Below are 22238 nucleotides of genomic sequence, written 5' to 3'. Positions count from 1 at the left end.
AACGCCGAGAAGGCGTGTGCGCCAGTGCATTCTCGCGAAGGGTCAGAGGGGGCGCAGAGTGGCGATGTCGGGGGCGGGGAAGCGGGTGCCGGTGATCGCGTCGGGGACCGGCGTGCCCGCGGTCAGCTCCAGGGGGATGTGTCCGGCCCAGGCTTCGACCGCGTCGTCCTTGGATTCGTCGCGGGCGAAACCCGCGCGGGTCTTGATCGAGAACTCTTCGATGGGCAGCCACAGGACCGCGGTGTAGCCCGCCTCCTCGACATTCGGGCGACGCGCCGCATGCGGTCCCGACAGTCGCCCGGGGATGATGCCCTCCACGATGCGGCCGAGCGCATCCGCCCGCTCCTGCGGATCTTCCACGGCCGTGGCGGTTCCGAAGATCATCACACTGCGATACGCCGCCGAATGGTGTGAGGCCGCACGGCCGAGAATGAGCCCATCGACCTGGGTCACGGTGACGCAGATCGGCACGCCCGTGGTCACGGTCTGGATGAACCGCCCGTGGATCGACCCGTGCAGCAGCAGCCGATCCCCTTCGCGCACATGCAGAACCGGGACCACGACCGGCCCGTCCGGGGTCGTGAACCCGACGTGCGCGACCAGCGCCTCGTCCAGGATCGCGTAAGCGTCGTCCCGGTCGTAGGTGACACGCTCGGGGTATCGCTGAGCGGTGGTGCGCGCGGTAGGCGACATGATCGTCACTCTAGGAGCCGAATGCTGCTCGACCGCATCGCGAAACGTCGGACCGGCGATCCGCCGGGGTCAGTTGTACGGCGCGGGTGTGGTGGTCGGAGTGACCGGGGACGTGACGGCCGGGGTCGAGGGTCCAAGGGCTCCGACACCGAGGGTGATCGGCGCATCCGTCGCAATCGCGTTGCCCGCGGCCGGATCCTGATCGATGACCTTTCCGACCTTGGTGGAGTCGGTGACCTTCACGGTGGTCTGCTTGAGCGTGCCCTTCCAGCCGAGACCTTGCAGGATCGCGGCCACGTCCGCATACGCCTTGCCGGCCAGGTTCGGCATGGTGACGGTCGTCGTGGTGGTGCCCGTGGAGACGTAGACGGTGACGGTGGACCCGACCGCGCGGGAGGTTCCGGCGGCCGGATCCAGCGCCAGCACTGTGCCTTTCGTGCTCTTGTCCTCGCGCTGGGCCTCCTGCACGACGAATCCGGCCTTCTCGAGTTCGGACTTGGCGTAGGTGATCGAGTTGCCGATCTCGGCGGGCACCGCGACGGTCTTAGGCGGTACGACCACCGTGGTCGTCTTGGACGGAGGCTGTTCGGTCGTGGTGGTCGGTGTCGGCTGCTCGGTGGTGGTGACGGGCACGGTGGTCGTGGTGATCGGCACCGGGGTCGTGGTGGTGAGCGTGGACAGCGGCGGATGGCTGTCGCCGAGCCGGACGACGAGATAGGCGACCAGGGCCAGCACGGTACCCAGCACCAGCCCGAGGATGAGGCGGACGGCGATGCCGCGCCTGCCGGATCCGGCAGGGCCACTGTCGATTTCGCGGCTCGGGTCGTGGTCGCGGGGCCCGTCGGGTGGCTCGGTCTCCGGCAGGGTTTCGGGCGACGCGATCAGCGTGGGAGGCGGTCCGGTCGGGGCGACGAGGGTGCGGGGCGGAATGCCACGCTGCCCATGCGGTCCGGTGATCGGCGGCGGTCCGGTGATGCCGCGCGGTTCGGCAGTCTGCGGTGACCCGGCGATGACCGGCCCGGCGGTGGCGTGCGGCCCGGAGGTGACGGGCCGCCCGGCGACGATGGGCTGCCCGGCGGCGATGGGTGGTCTGGCGGCGATGGGTGGTCCGGTGATGAAGGGCGGACCGGTGGTGTGCGCCTGCACATTCGGACGCGGCGGCGACGTGCGGGTGGTGCCGGGCGCACCCATCCGATCGGTGGTGCGGGGCATCGGACCGGGGTTTGGCATGGTCGGCTGCTGCAGGACTTGCGCCGCATTCCACGCCAGCTGCGCGCATGTGTCGTAGCGCTGCGCCGGCTGTTTGGCCATGGCGCGCGCGATGACCTCGTCGAATCCTCGTGGCAGGGCCGGGTTTCGATGTGATGGCAGCGGCACCGGGTCGTAGGCGTGCGCGTAGATGATGCGGCTGACGCTCTGCCCCGGATACGGCGGTTCCCCGGTCAGCATGTGAAACAGCGTGCAGCCCAGCGAATACACGTCGGCGCGCGGATCGACGTCGCCGGGTTGGGTCAGTCGCTCGGGCGCGGAGTATTGGAAACTGGCCAGGATCTCCCCGCGCCGGGTCAGTTCGCGGCTCTCGTCGATGGCCTTGGCGATGCCGAAGTCGGTGAGCAGGGCGCGTTCTCGCCGTCCGTCGGTGAGCAGGATATTGGCGGGTTTGACGTCGCGGTGCAGGATCCCGGTTTCGTGCGCGTGGTCGAGGGCGGCGGCGGTCTCGGTGATGATGCGGACGGCCCGCGCGGGATGGATCGCCCCGTCCCGCAGTGCCCGCGCGACGTCGCTGCCGTCGACGAAGGTCATGGAGATCCACAACCGGTCGTCGTCCTCGCCGCGCGCGTAGACGGTGACGATATTCGGATGCGACAGTCGCGCAACGGTATCGGCTTCGCGCCGGAAGCGGATGCGATGGTCGACCTCGCCGCCGTCGGGCATGGTCAGCAGCTTGAGCGCGACGAAACGCGGCAGGTCGCGGTCGCGGGCCTGGTACACCGCACCCATCCCACCGGCCCCGAGCTTCCGCAGAATCTGGTACCCGGCGAAATACTCGCCCGGCTTGAGCACGATGCCCACTGTCACCTCCCCCGTCGAATGAATATCGCGGCGGAGGCCGGGGGCGAAACGACACCGGCGAATCCGGCCCGGTTTCAGGAGATATAGCTGATGAGTTCGTCGATGTAGGCGCGGAACAGGGCCGACATGTCCACGGTGTCCGGGTCGACGAGCCATTGCAGTTGCAGGCCGTCCATCATGGCGAACACCTGGCGGGCCACGACCGCCGGATCGATCTCGGCGCGAATGCTGCCGTCGTCGATGCCTGCGCGTAGCGCGCCGGACAGGTACGTCTCGAGGTCGCGGTAGCGGCGCAGCGCCCAGTCGTGGGCGGGATGGTCGGCGGTGACGGCTTCACTGGTGAGCACGGTGAACAGCCGGACCAGGCCGGGGACGTGCATATTGTGGTCGACGAGCTGGGCCAGCCGCAGCAGCGCGTCCTTGCCGTGCAACTGCTGGTCGAAGCCGAGGCGGTCGTAGTCGAGCCGGTCGCGATAGTCGAGGACCGCGGACAGCAGCGCGGGCTTGTTGGGGAAGTAGTGCAGCAGACCCGGCTGCGAGAGCCCGCAGCGTTCGGCGATCTCGGCGACGGAGGTGTTGTGATAGCCGTTGTCGGCGAAGGCTTTCAGCGCTTCGTCGATGATCTGCTCGCGGCGGTCTTCGCCCCGTCGGCGGCGTCGGGGGTGGGGCGTCATGCAATGGGACACTAGTGAAACGGCCCGACCAGGCAAAATCTATTCGAGATAACGTATAGATAACAGTACCTACTAACCACTCGGTAAACTGGAATTCCACTGGCACACTCGTGCCAGCCGTACAGGGCAGTACGAGGAAAGGGAATGCCGATGAGTCAGGCCCCGATCACGCCGATCACGCTGCAGGGCGCGGCCGGAAAACTGGCAGCCTGGGTGGCGCAGCCGCCCGCGGACGTCGAAACGCGCGGTACCGCACTGCTGGTCCCGGGCTTCACCGGTTCGAAGGAAGACTTCACCGACCTGGTCCCGATGCTGGCCGCCGCCGGATATCGCACCTACGCCTACGACCAGCGCGGCCAGTGGGAGTCCGAGGGGCCGGACGAGGTCTCCGGCTACACCATGGCCGATTTCGTCGGTGACCTGCAGGGTGTGGTGGATCAGGTGTCCCCGGACGCGCCGCTGCACCTGGTCGGGCATTCCTTCGGCGGCTATGTCTCCCGGGTCGCGGTCGTCGAGCGCCCGGCGCGTTTCCGCAGCTTCACCCTGCTCGCGTCGGGCCCGTCCTCGGTGGAGGAGATCAACTTCCCGCCGCCGGCGCTGGTCGCCCAGGCCGTGGAAGCCGGTGGGCAGGAGATCATCTGGCAGCAGTTGAACGCGGCCATGACCATGGCCGACCAGCAGCCCACAGCCGAGCGCCTGGAGTTCCTGCACCGGCGGATCATGGCGACCAAGAAGGCCAACATCATCGGAATTCTCACCTGCATGACCGAGCCACCGCTGAAAGACCCTTCCGCATTGCGGGATTCGGGTGTCCCGCTGCTGGTCGCCTACGGCGACACCAATGACCTGTGGGCACCGGCGGTGCACGAGAACTTCGCGCGGGAACTCGGCGCGAAGACCGCCGTCTACCGTGGCTCCGGCCACGTGCCTAATGAGGATGTCCCCGCACAGGTGTGCGCCGATCTGGTGAACTTCTGGAAGGAACAGGCATGACCGACAGTGACGATGTGCTCGCACCGCTCGCGGACGACCTCCTCGCCAAGCTCGACCTGCCCGCCAAGATCCGCCTGATCTCGGGCGCGAACTTCTTCCGTTTCGCGGGTGAGCCCGGCATCGGTCTGGCCGAAATGCCGGTCTCCGACGGCCCTTCCGGCGTCCGCGGTGAGAACTGGGACGAGCGCGATCCCTCGGTGAGCCTGCCCTCGGGCACCGCGCTGGCCGCCACCTGGGATCGGGACCTGCTCACCGAGATCGGCGCGTTGATCGCGGCCGAAGCGCGGCGCAAGGACGTCTACGCGGTCCTGGGACCGACCATCAACGTGCACCGATCCCCGCTCGGTGGACGGCATTTCGAATGCTTCTCCGAGGATCCGCTGCTCACCGCTGAAATCGCCGAGGCGTACGTGCGCTCGGTACAGGCGCACGGGGTGAGCGCGTGCCCGAAGCACTACGTGGCCAACGACTCCGAGACCGAACGCTTCACCGCCGACGTGATCGCCGACGAGCGCACGCTGCGCGAGCTGTACCTGTACCCGTTCGAACGTTCCGTCGAGGCGGGCGCGTGGATGATCATGGCCGCCTACAACTCGGTCAACGGCGTCACCATGACCGAGAACGACCTGCTCGACGAACCCTTGAAGGGGGAGTGGGGATTCGACGGCGTGGTGGTCTCGGACTGGACCGCTGTGCGCTCCACCGCCGGTGCGGCCAAGGGCAACGACCTGGCCATGCCCGGACCGTGGGAAGCATGGGGCGCGCCACTGGAAGCAGCCGTGCGCAAGGGCGAGGTGCCCGAGGCCGCCATCGACGAAAAGGTCCGGCGCATCCTGCGATTCGCCGAACGGGTGGGCGCACTGAACGGGACGCCGCAGCCGGTTCCCACCTTCAGCGACGAGGCCGCCGCCCGGGTGGTGCGCGCGGCCGCCGCCAAGGCCATGGTGCTGGCGAGCAACGACGGCACCCTGCCGCTGCGCGCGCCCGGCCGGGTCGCGCTGCTCGGATCCGCCGCCGCCGAACCGCGTTTCATGGGCGGCGGCAGCGCGACGGTTATCCCCGCGCACACCACCTCACCGCTGCAGGGGCTCTCGGAGGTGCTGCCGGTGGTCTACACGCCCGGTGTGCACCTGAGCGAGAACATGATTCCGGTCCCGCTGGACCTGGTCACCGACCCCGAGACCGGCACCCCGGGACTGTCGCTGCGCTACCTCGACGGGGACACCGTCCTGGACACCGAGCATCGCAGTGCGGGCACCCTCATGCTGTTCGGCAACCCGAATGCCATGCAGGCCACGGCCATCGAACTACGCGGACGCCTGCGCGCCGATATGGCAGGCGAGTGGCGCATCGGCTGCGCCGGAGTCGGCACCCTGAGCGTGGCGCTCGACGGTGAGCAGGTGCTCGAGGAGACCGTCCTGCCTGCGGGCGCCGACCCGGTCGAGATGCTGCTGAATCCGCCGCAGCGCTTCGTCACCCGCACCCTCGCCGAGGGGCAGGAGATCGATGTACTGGTGCGCCTGGTGCCCGGCGGCGGTTTCCCCGCCATGGGCATCACCTACGCCGTCGGCCGCCCGCGCCGCGCCGACGACGAGGAGTTCGCCGCCGCAGTCGAATTGGCGCGCACCTCCGACGTGGCGATCGTCGTGGTCGGCACCACCGAGCAGATCGAATCCGAGGGCTTCGACCGTCGCGACCTGGCCCTGCCCGGCCGTCAGGATGAGCTCGTCGCCGCCGTCGCCGCGGTCAACCCGCGCACCATCGTGGTGGTGAATTCCGGTTCCCCCGTGGAGATGCCGTGGCGCGACGATGTCGCGGCCGTGCTGCTCACCTGGTTCCCCGGGCAGGAATTCGGTACCGCCCTGGCCGACGTGCTCACCGGCGCCGCCGAGCCCGGCGGCCGCCTGCCCACCACGTGGCCCAAGACCATGGCCGACGTGCCGGTGCTGGATACCAAGCCCGGTCCGGACAACGCGCTGCCGTACTCCGAAGGCATCCACATCGGCTACCGGGCCTGGCTGAAATCCGGTGTGGCCCCCGCCTATCCGTTCGGTCACGGCCTCGGTTACACCAGCTGGGAACTGAGCGGCCTCGAAGTGTCGGGGCGCACCGCCACCCTCACCGTCACCAATACCGGTGACCGGCCCGGACGTCAGGTGGTTCAGGCGTACCTGTCGCGCGAGCGCAGCGCGGTCGATCGCCCGGTGCGGTGGCTGTCGGGCTTCGCGGTGGTCGAGGCGGGCGCGGGTGAATCCGTCACCGCCACCATCGAACTGCCCAAGCGGTCCTTCCAGCACTGGACCGAGAAGGGCTGGACCATCGAGCCCGGTTCCTTCACCCTGCACGTCGGCACCTCGGTGCTCGCTCTCCCGCTCTCGGCCGAGATCGGCTGATTCGCCTCGACGACAACGGATTCCGGCCGGATACGGCCGGAATCCGTGGCGTCCGCACGTCTTGGATTCCCCGTGGCACCTCCCGAAGCCGCCGGTCGGCTGTCCGCCGCCGACACCACTCGCGGCCTGTTGCCGCTGTTGTTCGCGGGCAACGCGGCCATGTACGCGCTGTACATCGGCGTCGGCAGCGTCTTGCTGCCCCTGCAGATCGAACACATCGACGCCGCCACCAAGGTCGCGAACCTCGGCCTGGTGGGCGGGGTCGCGGCGATCTTCGCGACCGTGTTCAACCCGGTCGCCGGTGCACTCTCGGATCGTTCCGGTCGTCGCAATCCGTGGATCCTCGGCGGCGGTCTGGCCGCGGTCGCCGCCATGGCCGTGCTCGGCAGCGTGCATACGGTGCTGCTGGTGGCGATCGGCTGGTGCCTGGGGCAGGCGGTGATGAACATCTATCAGTCCGCGCTGACCTCCGTTGTCCCCGACCGGATTCCGCTCGATCGCCGGGGTGTGGCCTCCGCCGCGGTGGGTCTCGGGCTGCCGGTCGGCTCCACCGTCGGCGTGCTACTGGCCTCGGCCTTCTCGCAGCACTACCGGACCGGATACCTGGTGCTGGGTGTGCTGGTGGCTGCGGCGGCGGTGCTGTTCACCTCGGCCGCCCGCGAACAGCGCATGCCGGCGAAACAGGCTGTCCCGCTGCGGGTCCAGGCCGCCGCCTTCCTGGCGGTGTTGCGCGAGCACGACTTCCGGTGGGCCTTCATCGGCCGGGCGCTGCTGGTGCTCGGCTACTTCGCCGTCACGGGCTATCAGTTATATATCTTGCAGGATCACATCAGCCTGCCCGCCGGATTGGAGCCGTCCCGGGCGGTGGCGATCTTGACGCCCATTTCCGCTGTGGCCATGGCGATTTCGACCGTGGCGGGTGGGGTGCTGTCGGATCGCCTGAATCGGCGCAAACTGTTCGTGGGGCTGTCGGCCGCGCTGGCCGCGGGCGCGCAGGGGATTCCGCTGTTGTCGCCGAGTTGGCCCGGGATGCTGGCCTTCGCGGCGGTGAACGGTTTGGCCTTCGGCTGTTTCATGGCGGTGGACACCGCGCTGGTCACGCTGGTGCTGCCCAAGGCCGAGGATGCGGCCCGCGATATGGGGGTGCTCAATATCGCCAATGCGGGCCCGCAAATCATCGGGCCTTTCGTGGCGTCGGCGGTGGTGAGTCTCGGCGGCTATCCGCCGTTATTCCTCGTGGGCGGGCTGCTGTCACTGTTGGGTGCCGCCGCGGTACTGCCGATTCGAGCGGTGCGCTGACATAGCGTGCCGGAGTTTCGCTCCGACTTTGGATTCCGCTGCTTACCTGACAAGATCAGGTATTATCTTGCCGCATTGAAAGGGGCTGCACAGCAACCTTTTTGCAATGCGTGGATCCATGGGTAGGGGGTTTCGGGGGAAGATGAACGAAGAGAACTTCAGCGAAGTTGTCGAAGCGCAGGGGCTGTTCGTCGGCACGGTGAGGGTGTTGACGGCGAAATGACTCGAGCCCGTCTGCTGCTGCTCGCACCATAAGGAATCTCGAGTGTCCGAAAATTTCCCGGATCATCCCGCCGCCCTGTCCGCCACTCCCACAGACCTTTCCGTGCTGCTGCGTCCGTCGCCGCCCGGCGCACCCACCGACGTGGTGCGCATGCAGCCGCGCAACGGCTTTCTGTTGTGGGCCGATCTTCCGCCCGTCCTCGTGCTGGGAAGCTCCGGAGGTTCCGGCGCGACCACGACCGCGCTCGGTATCGCGGGGGCCGCCGCCTACGACTACGGCGAGCATTCGCCGATCGTGGTGGACGCCACCACCACCGGCGGTGATCTGGCCGCCCGCGGCTGCGACACCATCGACGCGGCCGGCACCGTGCAGTCGTGGCTGAACATGAGCCACCGCAGTCTGCCCTCGACCGTGATCGACAGTTGCGGCGAGAACAGTTCGGGCGTCGGCGTCTTGCCGCGCGGCCCCGAAGCCCTCCCGCGCCGTGAGACCTACTCCTCGGTTCACCGTGACCTGGTGGAAGCGGGCTGCCTGCCGGTCTACGACGGCGGCGCGCCCGTCACCAACCGCATGGTCGCCCCACTGCTGTCGGATTCCCGCATCTCCCTGGTGATCACGCTCGCCGCCCGCCCCGACGCGGTGAACCGCCTCAAACCCGCCCTGATCTGGCTCGACGACAACTACAGCCAATACCACCTGGCCGAAGCGGTCATCGTCGTCACCCGCCAACACCCGAAAGACGGCCCCCTGGTAACCGAACACGTCCGCAAATACCTCGGCGACGTGGTCCGCGCCGTCGCCGAAATCCCCTACGACTCCCACCTCGGCTCCGGCAACCCCGTCAGCTGGCGCAAACTGGCACCCCCCACCCGAGCCGCCTACCGCCAACTCGTCAACCTGCTGCGCTGACCGCGATTCAGTGGCCCGCTGAGCACGATTCAGTGGCCGAGTTCGCAGGCGCGCCGGAAACACGTTGCAATGCAGGATAGTTCGTAGAACATGGTGGCCGTGATCTCGTCCACCGCGGCGCCCGAGGTCGCGTACTGCGCCGCGTTCATGGCCGCGAAGCGCGCACCCGCATGGCGCTGCTCGGTGCCCGGCCATTCCCGTACCAGCTCGTCGGCGCGGTCGACACAGCCCAGGTACTGCCGCAGCGAGCAGGTCCGGGGGAGGGCCGTGAGGATCCGATCCAGCATCGTGATGTAGCCGCGATAGAACTCCGACGGGCAGGTCGGATCCCAGCGATCGCGCATCATCGTTTCGCGATCGGAGTGTGCGACGGACTCCAAGCCGCCGATCTGGTTGTCCGTCATCCAGTACGACATCGACGCGGCGGAGGCCGGCTCATAGGCTCGCGGTTCCACCGAGGGGACCGTGTCGGTCTCGACTTCCTGGGATGGCGTGGGCCGCACCGGGTCCGCGTCGAAGCGCCGCCGCCAGTCCCGGCCCCCGGCGGCCTGACGCCGCACCTCGGCCTCGATCTCGGCCGGTATCCCGGGGGCGGCCGACATGGTCGGCCCCAGATAACCGGCCGCCGAATTGGCGATGTCCTGCTCGGTCATGAATGAACCCAGCGCCGAATCGCGGGCGCGCTGCACCGCTTCATGGATCTCTTCCTGGATCCGCGGATCCCTGGGATCCGGATATCCGGCCATCTCGCCCACCCCTGAGCCGATCGGATAGATCGTTCGTTCCAGACCAGACTACTCCTGCGGAATACCCGCTCGGCGTGTCGAATTCGAGCCGGACGTGAGTGGCGAGGGCCTTGCGGACGGGTCAGGAACGCAGGGTGGTGGCGGCGATGTCGAGGAACTCGCGCAGGAGCTTGTCGGGGTGGTCGCGGGTGGCCAGGCAGGTTTCGGCGCCGGGGGCGTCGATGACGGGGCGGTAGACGATGTCGGGGCGGACGTAGGCGCGGACCACGCTCAGGGGGACCAGGGCCAAGCCGTGGCCGGAGGCGATGAGCTCGAACTTTTCCTCGAGCGTCGAGGCACGGCGGTTCGCGACATCGAGCATGCGCTCGGTGTCGAGGTCGGCGCGGAACAGTTCCTGACGTGCCGCCAGTGGGTGGGTGGCGGGCATGCAGGCGACTCGGGGATCGTGGCCGACGGGGATGGTGGTCAGACCGGAATCGTCGAAAGGTCGACGCAGGTAACCGATTTGGGCGCGGCCGTCGTGTAGCGGCGCGGCCGGTTCCCACCACTGCGCCGGGACGATATCGGTCTCGACCTCCGGGTGGCGGGTCGCGAATTCCCGGATCGCCTCCGAGATGTGCAGGCCGGGGGAGAAGGCGATCACCAACCGCCGCATCCCGCGGTCGATCTCGTGCACGCGCCGCACCGCCGCGTCCACGGTCGCGAGAATCCGCTGTGCCTCCTCGTGCAGTTGTTGCCCGGCGGCGGTCAGCTCCACGGTGCGGGTGGTCCGCACGAACAGCGCGCAATCCAGCTCCTGCTCGAACGCCTTGATCTGCCGGCTCAGCACGGGCTGCGCGATATAGAGCCTCTCCGCCGCCCGCCCGAAGTGCCGATGTTCGGCCACCGCGGCGAAATACCGGAGCTTGCGCAGATCGAGATCCATACCTCCACGGTATCAATCGGCGGAAAGGGTCTTGGACGCCGCGTCCGGCCGCCGACAGACTCGAAGCATGATCGTCATCACCGCACCGACCGGCCACATCGGCGGTCGCCTCCTCGATATCCTCCTCGAAACCTCCACTCGTACAGGCGAATTGCGCGTGATCGTGCGAGACCCCGCGAAACTCCCCGACGCTGTCCGCGACCGTGTCGACATCATCACCGGATCGCACGGCGACCCCGAGGTGGTGGACCGCGCCTTCGCCGGTGCCGACGCCGTCTTCTGGCTGATCCCGCCCGACATGTCCGCCTCCAGTATCGACAGCGTGTACACCGGATTCACCGGCGCCGCCACGAAGGCCTTGACCACCCATGGGGTCGGTCACGTCGTAGGAGTCTCCGCGCTCGGCCGTGGCACCCCCGTCGCGGGTAGCGCCGGGCATGTGACCGCCACCCTCGCGGTCGACGACCTCATCGCGAGCACGGGCGTCGCCTACCGAGCCCTGACCAACCCGTCCTTCATGGACAACGTTGTATGGCAAGCGAATTCGATCCGCGACACCGGCATCTTCACCGGCACCCTACCCGCCGACTACGCGGCCCCCCTGGTGGCAACACGCGACATCGCCGCTGCCGCCGCCACCCTCCTGCTCGACCGTTCCTGGACCGGCACCGCCGAGGTCCCCCTCCTGGGCCCCGAAGACCTGACCCCAACCGACATGGCCCACACCATCTCCGAGGTCCTGGGCCGGGAAATCCACTACGAACAGGAATCCCTCGACTCCCTCCGCGCCCACCTGACCGCCCGAGGCGCGGCCCCCGAAATCGTGACCGCCTTCGTCGACATGATGCGCGCCAAGAACAACGGCCTCGACAACGCCGTCCCCCGCACCCCCGCCACCACAACCCCCACCACCTTCCGCGAGTGGTGTACCCGAACCCTCGCCCCCGCAGTCTTCGCCTGACCCCCGGCCAACCAAGATCAGGGAGTTCTCACCGCGGAATTCTGTCCGTTTCCCCGCGCTGAGAACTCCCTGATCTTGTTCGATCCGCTATGTGGCGGGCTCAGGTGTTCTTGTCCAGCAAGAGGTTCAGGACTTCGGGGTATTGGTCGGGGAAGTCCATGGGGATGATGCCGTAGTGGGCCGGGGTGGTGCGGTGGGCGGTGAGGTAGGCCGATACTTTCGGCATGATGGCTGCGGCGTTGTCTTTGGGCCAGGCGCTGTCGGCGAAGCTGGTGAAGTTGATGTATTGGAGGGTGTTGGCGGGGTCGGCGGCGGCGCGGTCGAGGCAGGCGCTGACGTAGTTGAACTTGTCGCCGCCGGAGGAACCGAAGTTGGAGGTGCCGGAGGTGAGGCCGGCCAGGCCGCTGTCTTTGTAGCGGTCCTGGAGGTAGAAGTGGTCGCTGGTGAAGACGCCGTTGTCGCCGCTGGGCCATTGCAGGCAGCCCAGAGAGTTGGTGAACTGGGCGATGAGGATGATGCGGCCGCGGGCCTCACCGAGGGTGGGGATTCGGTTGTCCAGGAAGAACAGTGGGCGGTAGCCCTTGGTGTCGAGGTAGCCGTCGAAGATCTTCTCGAAGTTCGCGCCGACATCGTTGTTGGTGCCGTCCTCCTTCTTCACCCGCATGATGAGGACCTCGCCGGGATTGCGGGTGAGGAACGTACGGCACTGGTCGAGCACCGTGTCGAAGGTGATGCCCTGATAGAACTGTGCGTGGTAGATGCCGAAGGAGTCGGCGGTGTGATCCTGTAATCCGTTGCAGCGCATGTCGAGGAAGCGGATGCCGTGCGCGAACTGGTCGGGCAGCGACCAGTTCTGGGTGTGCGCCCACTCGGTGCCGTTGGCGGCGCTGGTGCAGCAGGAGTCGTGGGTGCCGGGGATGGTCAGCCGCAGCATCGAGGTGGCGTCCGGCAGTGCCGACATCCAGGATTGCGGCGGCGCGGCGGCCGTCCGCAGGTGCGGAAACGCCTGGGCGGCAGGAGCGGTCAGGGCCGTGGCGGCGGCACCGACGGCGGCGGCCAGGGTGGTGCGGGCGAAGTCTCGCCGGGTCAAGCTCATAGAGCGGGGAGCCTAACCTGGACGAGAGACCAAGATCGCCGTTTTGCCCGATTCTGTGCCGGAGATCAGCTCGACTCGGTGGTGAGCGTGATCGTCGTCCACCCGCCCACATGGATGCGGTCCCCGGGCTGCAGGGCCACCGCCGTTTTCGGCGGAATCGGCTCCGAACTGTCATTGAGGCAGGTGCCGTTGGTGGACCCCAGATCGGTGACCGTCACCGCGCCGCCGTCGATGTGCAGAATCGCATGCGACCGCGACACCGCGATATCCGCCGGCGCCACCGACAGATCGATATCGGGATGCAGGCCCTGCGAGGCACTGCGTTTACCGATCAGAATGTTGCTCCCCTGCAACAGAATTCGCCGATCCGGATAGTAGTCCGGGAAGTCCACGCGCTCCAGATCCGGCCCCTTCTGCGCCTGCATCCGCGCGTAATGGGCGGCATCGGCGGTCACGGTGGCCACCCACACCGGGCCGCCGCCGTTGTTCAGCACCGTCGCGGCCGGGTCGTGGATATTGTGGGTGACCCCCTCCGCGTCCGGCACCACGGGCGGCGCGGCCGGTGGCGGCGGAAGCGCCGAATCATGCCCGCAGTTCTCGCAGAACCGCCCCTCCGAAGGCGCGCCACAGGCCGGGCACAACGCGGATGCCGTTGCGGGCGCGGCGAATCCGCTTCCGATCGGCGCGCCGCAGACATCGCAGTAGTCGGTGGCGAGGGACTCGTGTCCCTCTGGGCAACGGGCCATCACGGCTCCTTGCGGACGCGGGCGGTCTTGGAGGACCGCACATCGAGCGCCATCTCGTCGACGGGATCGACCTTGTTGCGCAGCTTGACCGTGCCGGTCCGCTCGTCCACCACATCGACCACGCTGAGCAGCAGCTTGGCGGTGTTCTCATTGCCGGACTCGGTGGCCAGATGGTAGGCCCGCTGCAGTTTGGCGGTGGCGGTGGCCAAGTCACCCTGCTTGCGGGCGGTCAGCCCCTCCTGCACGGTCTGCGCCAGCTCCGCCTGCCCGGTGTAGTGGGCGACCCGGCGGCTGATGCGGGCCGACTTGTCGGTGTCGGTGGTCCAGGTGGCCTTCACCAGTCCTTGACCCAGGATCTCGCCGTCGGCGAGCACACTCACCCGCGCGGCCAGCTTCTCCCGATCCGGCGCGGCCGGCTCCACCTCGAGCTGCACGTGATAGTCGCGGTCCTCCGCACCCCACGAGCCCAGCGGGTACTCGCCCACCTGCGGCCCGACCTCGGTGCGCCGCGCGGTGAGATCCTCGATGAACGGCGCGACCTGCTTGACGAACACGATCTTGGCGCCCACCGGCGTCCACATCCGCAGCGTGAGTTCGGGAATCGTCTTCTCCAGCGACGTCGTCATCATGGCCGCGAAATCCTGGGCCAGACCGTCGGCGGTCTTCACGATGTCGACGGTGCCGTGCAGCGCGGAAGCGATGGCGCGCAACTCGTTCGGCTCCCAGTCCGCGCCGACGCCGCGGCAGTCACAGGTGAACACGCCTTCCGACAGCCGGATCTCCTCGGCCAGCCGCGCGGGCTTCTCGTGCTCGTTCTTACCGTCGGTGAGCAGGATGGCGTGCACCATCGCGCCCGGATGCTGTTGTGCGATCAACCGCGACAACCCCAGCCAGGTGCCGATGGCGGTGCCACCGTGCGGGGACAGCCGATCCAGCGCGTGCCGGGCATTGGTGCGCTCGACCCGGCTCGCGATCGCCGAGGCCCCCTGCCGCGGATACACCACCTGCGCCTTGTCGGTCCCCTCGACGATCGCGAAGCGGGTGCCGTCGGGCATCACGTCCAGCGCGGCCAGCGTGGCCCGGCGCGCACCGCCGAATTTATCGGCGCTGCCCATGGATCCGGAGGTGTCGATGATCAGGATCTCGACGCGGTCCTGCGGCGGCGCGGCCACCGCCAGTTCGTCGGTGGCCTCGACGGTGACGATGGCGTCGACCGTGCGGGCCCCGTCGGCGAGGTATTCGTTCTGGTCTACAGCGACCGAAAGGCCTTTGTGCTCAGCGGAAGTCACAGTGTGTCTCCTGAGGGTGTACGGGACGGAACAGGTACGAGGGCGACGGTGATGTTGTCCTTGCCACCCGCCCCCAGCGCGTGCTCGACCAGGGCGCGGGCCGCGGGCAACGCGGGCAGCGTGCTGGTGAAGCGGGACAGCGCCGCCGCCTCGGGCAGGTAGTTCCACAGGCCGTCGGTGCACAGCAGCAGCACCCCGGGCGCGTCGGTGTGCACGGACCGAACGCAATTGGGCGACCACTGCCCTTCGCTGTCGGCACCCAGCCAGCGGGTGAGGACATGGGCGTGCGGGCCGTCCATGGCGGTGTCGAAGTCCAGCAGGCCCTGGTCGACCATCGCCTGGGCGAGGGTGTCGTCGACGGTGAGCCGGTCCGAACCGTCGGCGCGGGCGTCGCCGGTACGCAGCCAGTAGGCGCGGCTGTCACCGACATTCGCGATGGTGATGGCCGCGCCCCCGTCCGCCTCGAACTGGACGAGAGCCGAAACATAGGTGCAGGACGGGGATTTGCCGTTCGGCGTTCCGACCGCCTTGACCGCCTCCGCGGCAGCGGTGAGCCCGGCCATCACGCAGTCGTGCGGGGTCTGCTCGGCCGCGAGTGCGGCCAGGCAGGCCTCCAGTCCGGCCCGCACGGCCGCGCCGGAAGCCGCCTGCGGGTCCTCGGAGGTGGAGACGCCGTCGCAGACCGCGATCACGGCCGCGGCCGGGCGCTCGGGTCCGGCGCCGTCGAGGATGGCGGCCGCGACCGAATCCTCATTGCGGGCGTGCAGCAGACCACGATCGGTGATCAGGTAGGCCGCGCCCAGATCGGCCTCGAAGCGATCGCGTTCGGGGCCGAGCTCACCGCAGCTGGCGCAGTAGCCGTCGGGATCGAATTCCGTCGCGCCGCAGCCGGTGCAGTCCGGGGCCGGGCTCGACTCGAAGGTCGCGGTGGTGCCGGTGACCGGGTCGAGCCGGGCATTGCGGGCCGCCGCGGCGACCGGCACCGTGGATCCGGACCCGGGCCGGAACTCGGTGGGCGGCAAGGCGATCTGCCGCATGCCGAGCTTCGCGCCGCACGCCTCGCAGAAGCGGTCGGTGTCGGCGGCGAAGGTGCCGCAGTGCGGGCAGCGGGCCGTCACAGCACGGTCCTCGGGCGCACCGTATTGGCCTGCTCCACGAGGGCGATGCGCTCCCACATGTCGTCGGTCTCGTGCGCCAGATCGCGATAACAGCGTTCCAAACCGGTGCGTACCCCTTGCTGATCGAGCGCCACCCCCAGCAGCGGGGAGTGGTCGGCGGGCACCCTGCCCAGTTGCAGCCATCGCAACGCCGCGTTCAGCACCCCCATACGAGCCTGGGCGGCACGACGTTTCGAGTCCAGCGTCAGGCTATCGATACGCTTGCCCGCATCGCGAACCAATTGTTCGGTCAGCTGGCTCGAATCCGCCACGGCCAGCAGGGTTTCCACGGCGGTCACCCCGGCCTCGTGATGCACCGCCGAGGCGGTGTCCACCTGATCGAGCACGGTGACCGCGCCGCCCCGATCCCCGACCGCGCGCCGCATGCGCGCCGCGCCGAAGGCGGCACTGGTGAAGGTGCGATCGGTGCCCCAGACCATGTCGTAGTAGCGGGTCGCACGTTCCAGCGCGGGTCCGGGATCCACAGCACCGCTGCTGCCCGCCGAGGATTCCGCAGCGCCGAGGGCGCTCGCCGGTGTGCCGCTGGGGGATCCAGGCACCGCGGCGGTGGCCGTCGCGGAACCTTTGGCGGCCGACGGGGATGCCCCCTGACCGTTGCCCGCCCGCGGTTCAGTGCTGCGCGACGCCATGAGTTCGGCGGTCACGGCGAGGGCGAGTTTCGGAGCGGCTTCACCGGGGAGCGCGCTGTAGAGGGCGTCGAATTCGGCTGCGGCGGCAGGCCAGTCGCGTTGCAGCAGCCGGGCCTGACCGGCGTACCAGGTCAGCCGCCAGTCCCCGCCGAGCGAGTCACCGACCTCGTCGAGACGGCGCAGCGCGTCGTCGGGGTCGCCGAATTCCAGTGCGGCACGGATCAATCGGAGGGGGATCTCCACTGATTCGCCTTGTCCGGTGACTACCGAGGACAGGCCGGCGGTGAGCTCGCGTTCCAGGTCCGCGGGTGTGGCCGCGCCGGTCGAGGCGAGTAGGGCCGCGCCGCTGTCACTGGGATCGACCTGTGGCACCGGGAGTGCGGCGATGATGGCCTGCGGGTCGTCGGGCACTCGGTCGCCGACGCCGAAAACCGCACGCGGCGGCCCGAATCGGGTGGACAGCCCCGGCCGGGGCCGCCCGTCCTCGTCGGCGAGTACCTCGCGCAGGATGCCGGTGAGTTGATCGCTCATCTCGGTCATGGAGGTGAAGCGGGCGTCGGGGTCGGCGTCGGTGGCGCGCACCAGGAATCGGTACAGCGATTCGTGCTTGGCCATGAGCGGTTCGGTGTCCGGGCCCGGCAGCGGCCCGAGCTCGTTGTTCACCGGCGGGATCCGCATGATCAGCGCGGCCAGCGTGCGGCCCACCGTGTACACCTCCGACGCCACGGTCGGGCCGGTCTCCGCGATCTCCTTGGCCTGGTATCCCGGTGTGCCGTAGATGGTTTCGTTCTGATCGTGCAGGCTGATGACCGCGCCCAGGTCGATGAGCTTGAGCTGCTCTTCGGTCTGCATCACGTTGTCCGGCTTGAAATCGCAGTAGGCCAGCCCTCGTTCGTGCAGGTACTCCAGCGCGGGCAGCATCTCGAGGATGTAGGCGATGGCGCGTGCGGGCGGCAGATACCGCTGATCGGCCGTGCGCTGTTCGCGCAGCAGCTGTTTGAGCGATTTGCCGCCCACGTACTCCATGACGATGTAGCCGACCGGCTTGCCGTCGGGCCCGGTGTCCTCGGCGAAGTTGTAGATCCGCACGATGTTCGGGTGATCGACCTGGGCGAGGAATCGCTTCTCGGCCACCGCGGCCCGCATGGCGTCCATGTCACCGGTATTGAGCAGACCCTTGAGGACTACCGGACGATCGTCGACCTTGTGGTCCACGGCCAGGTAGATCCAGCCGAGGCCGCCGTGCGCCAGCGGACCCAGCACCTCGTACTGGCCGCCCACCACATCGGTGCGGGCCAGCTTGGGGGTGAAGGAGAATTTGGTCCCGCAGTGCGGGCAGAAGCCCTCGGCGCGACCGGGCTTGCCGTCGCGGCTGCGGCCGACCGGGCGACCGCACTTGCCGCAATCACGCTGGTGCTCAGGAACTTCCGCATCCGCCAAGACGGCCTCGGCCGGATCTTTGCGCGGCACCGACGGCACCTTGACCATGCCCGCGCCGAGCCGTCCGCGACTGCCGCCGGTGGAGCCCGAGCGTCCGGTGCGGACCGAACGCCCGCTGCGCGAGGCTCCGCTGCGCACCGTCGAACCGGGACCGCCGGCGTGTCCGCTCTCGCGGGCGGTGGTGGCCATGGCCGACGCGGGTGCGGGCGCACTGCCGCAGGTATCGCAATACCCGTCGGAAATCGTTCCACCGCAACCGGGCTCGGCGCAACGGTCCGAAGAGGGGACGGCAGCCGGGAGCGACGAGGCGGCCGAGCCTCCGGACGCGGCCGCCGGGCTGGAGGCCGCGGGGCTCGCGCTCGGGGCGGTGCCGCAGACGAGGCAGTATCCGTCCTCGATGGTCCCGGTGCAGCCGGGTTCGGTGCAGTTCATGATCGCCTCCCCGATTTCTGCGTGATGAGCTGGCGGTAGTCCGTGACGGCGCGGGTGACCGCGGCCAGATCGCAGGGCCGCCGCGAAAGCAGCCCCGCGGCAATGCGACTGGAGGCCAGCACATCCTGGTCCTCGCCGACGCCCAGGCGGGCGGCCTTGGCACGATAGGAACTGAAACGGCCCTGCAGTTCTACCCGCCGATCGAGCAGGCCCTGGGCCAACTCTTCGGTGTGCTGGGCCGCCCCGACGGCGTCGCCGAGCCGTCGATGCAGCTCCCACAGGGCCGAGGGTGCGGGCGGATTAGCTTCCAGCGCAGTCAATTCCGCGCCGTAGACGGCACTGTCGTCGACCGGTCGCGGCAGCGGCGCGGCCAGAATGGTCCGCTCCACTTCGATCCGCGCGTGATCGGCGCGGTCGTAGATGCGCCGCAAGGCCTCGATGCGCGAGCGCACCCGCTCGACCGCGCCGTCCCAATCCGTCGACATGGCACGCAGTTCGGTGAGCACGGCGGTGGCCCCCCGCATGCGCCGCGACAGCTCCGCGAGCCGTTGCTCGAGGTGGCCGAGATCCAGCGCCAGGGGATCGGTGGCGACCTGGGTGGCCAGCGCGTCGATATCGGCGGCGAGCGCGTGCAATTCGGGTACCGAGTCGCCGACCCGATCCAATTCCGCACGCAGCGGCGCGATATCGGCGATGACCCGGTTGTTCACCGCCTCGACCGCGTCGAGCACCACCACCACCGTCGGGAACGCCGCCCGCATGCGATCGAGCATCTCGGTGATGCCGATGAGCTCCACCTGTTCGCGCGGACCACTGAGCGAGCGCTGCGACATCGGAATCGTGTGGCGCGCCACCTCGACCGGCTGCCCGTGCAGCAGCCGGGTCAGCTCCTCGCGGTCCAGCGCGTCCAGCCGCCGCCGGGCCCGCGCGGCCCGGGCAGAATCGAGGACCGAGCCCAATCGCCCGAAGTCCTCCCACATCAACTCCAGCGCCGCGCGCGCCGGCGCCCACCGCGCCTCGGTGACCCCGGTGGGCGGGAACCGGCGCAAAAGCACCAGTCCGGGATGCTTGTCCAGTTCGACCAGGGTCGCGGCGATGGTCTCGATTTCGCGTGCGCGCTCGGCGATTTCACGATCTATTTCGGCGACGCTGAGAATGTGCCCAGGATTCCCGTGCATGGCCTGGCTCAATCGCTGTAGAGGGGGCTCGGGGGACCGGTGGACGGGCCCATCACGCTGAGCCGGTCGTTGTACATCCGCTGCCAGGTGCCGTCGTTGCGGATGCGTTCGAGCACGCCGTTGACGAAACGGACCAGGTCGGTGTTGGTCTTCTGGACGCCGACGGCGTACACGTCTTTGGCCATCGAGTCGCCGACGATTTCGAGGTTGGGGTCCTGGATCTTCAACCCGTACAGCAGCGGCATGTCGGTGCTCGCGGCGTCGACCTCACCCTGTTGCAGCGCTGTCAGACAGTCCAGCCAGTTCTCGATGCCGATCACGGTGGGGCGATCCTTGAGTCCGAACACCGCGTCCAGCGTCGTCGAACCCGGGATGCCGCATACCTTCTTGCCTTTGAGATCGGCCGCGGAGTTGATGCCGGAACCCTTGGTGACCAGCACCCGCTGATCGGTCTCGAAGTACACCGAGGAGAACTGGATGTCCTTGCGGCGCACGCAGGTCGGTGTGAAGTCCTGCACGACGAGGTCGACCTCGTTGTTGATCAGCGCCTGCGCCCGGTGCGAGGAGTCGATGGGATGCAGTTCGGCCGCGCCGGGATCACCGAACAGATCGCGGGCGATCTCATGCGCCAGATCGATGTCGAAGCCCTCGAGCTGGCCGGTGCTCGGATTGCGGAACCCGAAGAGGAATTGGTTCTGGTCCACTCCGATGCGGATCTTGCCGCTGGCTCGAATGGCCGCCACCGACTTCGCCGAGATGCTGTCCGACTTGGGGCGCAGGCTCGCTTCCGGTCTGCCGCAGGAGTTGTCGTTGCGCTGGTTGGGCGGTGCGGTCGCGATCACCGTCGCGCCGACGGGCAAACGGTTCTCGGCGGGCAATTGGAAGGGAGCGGCATCCGGCGTCGACCCGCACGCGCCCGCCAGCAGTGCCACGGCTGCCAGCAGCAGCATGCGCATGCGCGTCTTCACAGGAACTCCTTCAACCGTGGCCACACCCCGACCACGATGGCGACCGCCGCGGCCAACAGCAGTATCAACGTGCCCCAGGGGCTGAGGGTGAGGGCATTTCCGGCCGTATTCACATCGTCGCGCACTTCCTGCCGGGTGCGCTCCAGTTCGGCCTTCAAGGCGGTGTCGAGTGCGCTGAACTGCGCGGCCGAGCCCTTGCCGTCGGTCTTGACCGACTGCGTGACCGCGCCGCTGTAGTCGTTGCTCTTGTAGGCGGCGACCTCGAGCGTATGACCGTCCTGCCAGCTCGAGTAGGCAGTGAAGGCGGGAGAGTCCGTGCTCACCAGCCCGGTCAGGTCGGCCCGCAGCAGGGTGGCGTCGTCGAGGAAACGCTTGTTGCTGGCCTCGATATCCGTGCGGGTGACCAGCTGCAGGGTCTCCTCGTTGCGGGCCTGCTGGGCGAGAATCCGAGCCTGCGCCAGCTTCTCGAAGCGCGCGGTGGCCCCGGTGTCGATGGCGGCCGAAGCCGCGATGGTGGTGGCGACGGTCCAGAGCAGCGCCACCAGGGTGAGTCCGGCGGCGGTGACCACACCCGCGTTGACCCACCTGTTGGTGCGGCGCATCAGGATCCACGAGCCGTACCCGCAGCCCGCCAACAGCAGCACCAGGATGCCGGTGCTCCACCACGGCAGCCCGGTGATGGCGTCCTGATCGTCGTGCAGCTGGGTCACACGGATCTTCTGTAGTTCCTTCGCGTCCTGCAGGATCGAGCCCTGCATGAGCGCGGAAGCCTGCCGCAGATAGGCGGAACCGACCGGCAGGCCCTGCCGGTTGTTGGCTCGCGCCGCCTCGACATCGCCGGTGTAGCTGGGCAATTCGGCAGCGATCCGGCCGAGGATGGCGCGCGTCTCGGTATCGGAGGCCCCCGTGGTGGCCTCGGCGAGGGCGGCGGCCGCGTCGGTGAGCGCGTTCTCGTAGCGGGTGCGCACATCATGCGATTCGACCCCGCCGGACAGATAGGCGGTGGAGGCCGCCGCATCGGCGGTCGACAGCGCCACGTACAGCCGCTGCGAGGCATTGGCGAGTGGTTCGGTGTGCGCCAGGACGGTGTCGTGCCGAGTGATCTTGGCGCTCTGCGCATTCTCGGTCACCAGACCGGCGATCAGAGCCAAGAGCGCGAGGGCAGCGCCCACCGCACCGATGACGCCGGGCGCGGTGCGCACGAAGCGTCGCGTCCACTGCGCGGCATTGCGCATGGTCGCCGGTAGACGACTCCTCAACTCCATTTCCCCCGTTCGAACCGGCCGATGCTCCCCGTAGCCAGATCGTACGGGAGTGATCGCACCCTGTCGATCGAGTTCCAACTGGTCGGAATTTATTGGTGAGTCGTTCATTTCGAATGCACGTGCATTCG

19 protein-coding genes are annotated in these 22238 nt (G+C 68.5%); 6 read left to right on the top strand and 13 right to left on the bottom strand.

Annotated elements, in window-relative coordinates:
• Positions 1-42: 42 nt before the first annotated feature.
• The 3 genes from ACFXHA_RS38745 to ACFXHA_RS38735 form a co-directional block, all read right to left on the bottom strand.
• Complete coding sequence (locus ACFXHA_RS38745) at positions 43-693, bottom strand: pyridoxamine 5'-phosphate oxidase family protein (protein WP_379365241.1); 651 nt, start codon at positions 691-693, stop codon at positions 43-45.
• A gap of 69 nt (positions 694-762) precedes the next feature.
• Positions 763-2766, bottom strand: coding sequence for a protein kinase (locus tag ACFXHA_RS38740; protein WP_379365239.1), 2004 nt, complete (start codon positions 2764-2766; stop codon positions 763-765).
• 74 nt (positions 2767-2840) lie between these two features.
• Positions 2841-3440 carry a TetR/AcrR family transcriptional regulator gene (locus tag ACFXHA_RS38735; protein WP_379365237.1) on the bottom strand — a complete coding sequence of 200 codons (600 nt, stop codon included), beginning with the start codon at positions 3438-3440 and terminating at the stop codon, positions 2841-2843.
• Between the two features lie 150 nt (positions 3441-3590).
• On the opposite strand from ACFXHA_RS38735, the gene ACFXHA_RS38730 reads away from it, so the two are divergent.
• The 4 genes from ACFXHA_RS38730 (at position 3591) to ACFXHA_RS38715 (ending at position 9257) form a co-directional block, all read left to right on the top strand.
• Complete coding sequence (locus ACFXHA_RS38730) at positions 3591-4433, top strand: alpha/beta fold hydrolase (RefSeq protein WP_379365235.1); 843 nt, start codon at positions 3591-3593, stop codon at positions 4431-4433.
• A complete protein-coding gene (locus ACFXHA_RS38725; protein WP_379365233.1) occupies positions 4430-6826 on the top strand; it encodes a beta-glucosidase in 2397 nt (798 codons plus the stop codon). Before ACFXHA_RS38730 ends, ACFXHA_RS38725 begins: the two co-directional genes overlap by 4 nt.
• A gap of 72 nt (positions 6827-6898) precedes the next feature.
• Entirely contained in the window at positions 6899-8125 is a 1227-nt protein-coding gene (locus ACFXHA_RS38720; protein WP_379365231.1) for an MFS transporter, read from the top strand.
• A 265-nt stretch (positions 8126-8390) separates the two neighbouring features.
• Positions 8391-9257 carry a MinD/ParA family protein gene (locus ACFXHA_RS38715; RefSeq protein ID WP_379365229.1) on the top strand — a complete coding sequence of 289 codons (867 nt, stop codon included), beginning with the start codon at positions 8391-8393 and terminating at the stop codon, positions 9255-9257.
• Positions 9258-9286: 29 nt separating this feature from the next.
• Here the strand turns inward: ACFXHA_RS38715 and ACFXHA_RS38710 are convergent, their stop codons facing one another.
• Both ACFXHA_RS38710 and ACFXHA_RS38705 read right to left on the bottom strand, forming a co-directional pair.
• Positions 9287-10003: a hypothetical protein gene (locus ACFXHA_RS38710; RefSeq protein ID WP_379365227.1), complete on the bottom strand. Its 717-nt coding sequence runs from the start codon at positions 10001-10003 to the stop codon at positions 9287-9289.
• A 121-nt stretch (positions 10004-10124) separates the two neighbouring features.
• Positions 10125-10928, bottom strand: a complete 804-nt coding sequence (locus ACFXHA_RS38705; protein ID WP_379365225.1) for a LysR family transcriptional regulator — start codon at positions 10926-10928, stop codon at positions 10125-10127.
• 67 nt (positions 10929-10995) lie between these two features.
• On the opposite strand from ACFXHA_RS38705, the gene ACFXHA_RS38700 reads away from it, so the two are divergent.
• Entirely contained in the window at positions 10996-11889 is an 894-nt protein-coding gene (locus ACFXHA_RS38700; protein ID WP_379365224.1) for an NAD(P)H-binding protein, read from the top strand.
• Between the two features lie 100 nt (positions 11890-11989).
• On the opposite strand, the gene ACFXHA_RS38695 is transcribed toward ACFXHA_RS38700, so the two are convergent.
• From ACFXHA_RS38695 to ACFXHA_RS38675, 5 genes are all read right to left on the bottom strand, one after another.
• Complete coding sequence (locus ACFXHA_RS38695; RefSeq protein ID WP_379365222.1) at positions 11990-12985, bottom strand: phosphatidylinositol-specific phospholipase C; 996 nt, start codon at positions 12983-12985, stop codon at positions 11990-11992.
• Between the two features lie 65 nt (positions 12986-13050).
• Positions 13051-13731 (bottom strand): FHA domain-containing protein, encoded by a 681-nt coding sequence (locus ACFXHA_RS38690; protein WP_379365220.1) that lies wholly within the window; start codon positions 13729-13731, stop codon positions 13051-13053.
• Positions 13731-15020, bottom strand: coding sequence for a VWA domain-containing protein (locus ACFXHA_RS38685; protein WP_379365218.1), 1290 nt, complete (start codon positions 15018-15020; stop codon positions 13731-13733). The genes ACFXHA_RS38690 and ACFXHA_RS38685 overlap by 1 nt, the downstream gene beginning before the upstream one ends.
• Entirely contained in the window at positions 15017-16138 is a 1122-nt protein-coding gene (locus ACFXHA_RS38680) for a zinc ribbon domain-containing protein (RefSeq protein WP_379365217.1), read from the bottom strand. Before ACFXHA_RS38680 ends, ACFXHA_RS38685 begins: the two co-directional genes overlap by 4 nt.
• Positions 16135-18405 (bottom strand): tetratricopeptide repeat protein, encoded by a 2271-nt coding sequence (locus tag ACFXHA_RS38675; protein WP_379365322.1) that lies wholly within the window; start codon positions 18403-18405, stop codon positions 16135-16137. Before ACFXHA_RS38675 ends, ACFXHA_RS38680 begins: the two co-directional genes overlap by 4 nt.
• On the opposite strand from ACFXHA_RS38675, the gene ACFXHA_RS38670 reads away from it, so the two are divergent.
• Entirely contained in the window at positions 18287-18724 is a 438-nt protein-coding gene (locus ACFXHA_RS38670) for a hypothetical protein (protein WP_379365324.1), read from the top strand. The genes ACFXHA_RS38675 and ACFXHA_RS38670 overlap by 119 nt on opposite strands.
• Here ACFXHA_RS38670 and ACFXHA_RS38665 read toward each other — a convergent pair.
• Genes ACFXHA_RS38665 through ACFXHA_RS38655 form a run of 3 tightly spaced genes read right to left on the bottom strand, consistent with a single transcriptional unit; the run spans position 18696 to position 22104 of the window.
• Positions 18696-19877: a hypothetical protein gene (locus tag ACFXHA_RS38665; protein WP_379365215.1), complete on the bottom strand. Its 1182-nt coding sequence runs from the start codon at positions 19875-19877 to the stop codon at positions 18696-18698. The two genes, ACFXHA_RS38670 and ACFXHA_RS38665, sit on opposite strands and share 29 nt — an antisense overlap.
• Positions 19878-19885: 8 nt before the next feature.
• The gene (locus ACFXHA_RS38660) at positions 19886-20845 is read right to left on the bottom strand and encodes a glutamate ABC transporter substrate-binding protein (RefSeq protein ID WP_379365213.1); all 960 of its coding nucleotides are present in this window, start codon (positions 20843-20845) and stop codon (positions 19886-19888) included.
• The gene (locus ACFXHA_RS38655) at positions 20842-22104 is read right to left on the bottom strand and encodes a hypothetical protein (protein WP_379365211.1); all 1263 of its coding nucleotides are present in this window, start codon (positions 22102-22104) and stop codon (positions 20842-20844) included. Before ACFXHA_RS38655 ends, ACFXHA_RS38660 begins: the two co-directional genes overlap by 4 nt.
• Positions 22105-22238 lie beyond the last annotated feature (134 nt).

The sequence above is a fragment of the Nocardia sp. NPDC059240 genome (assembly GCF_042753865.1).
Classification (GTDB): domain Bacteria; phylum Actinomycetota; class Actinomycetes; order Mycobacteriales; family Mycobacteriaceae; genus Nocardia.
Note: the sequence above shows the minus strand (reverse complement) of the source record. Positions and strands in the feature narration are given on the sequence as shown.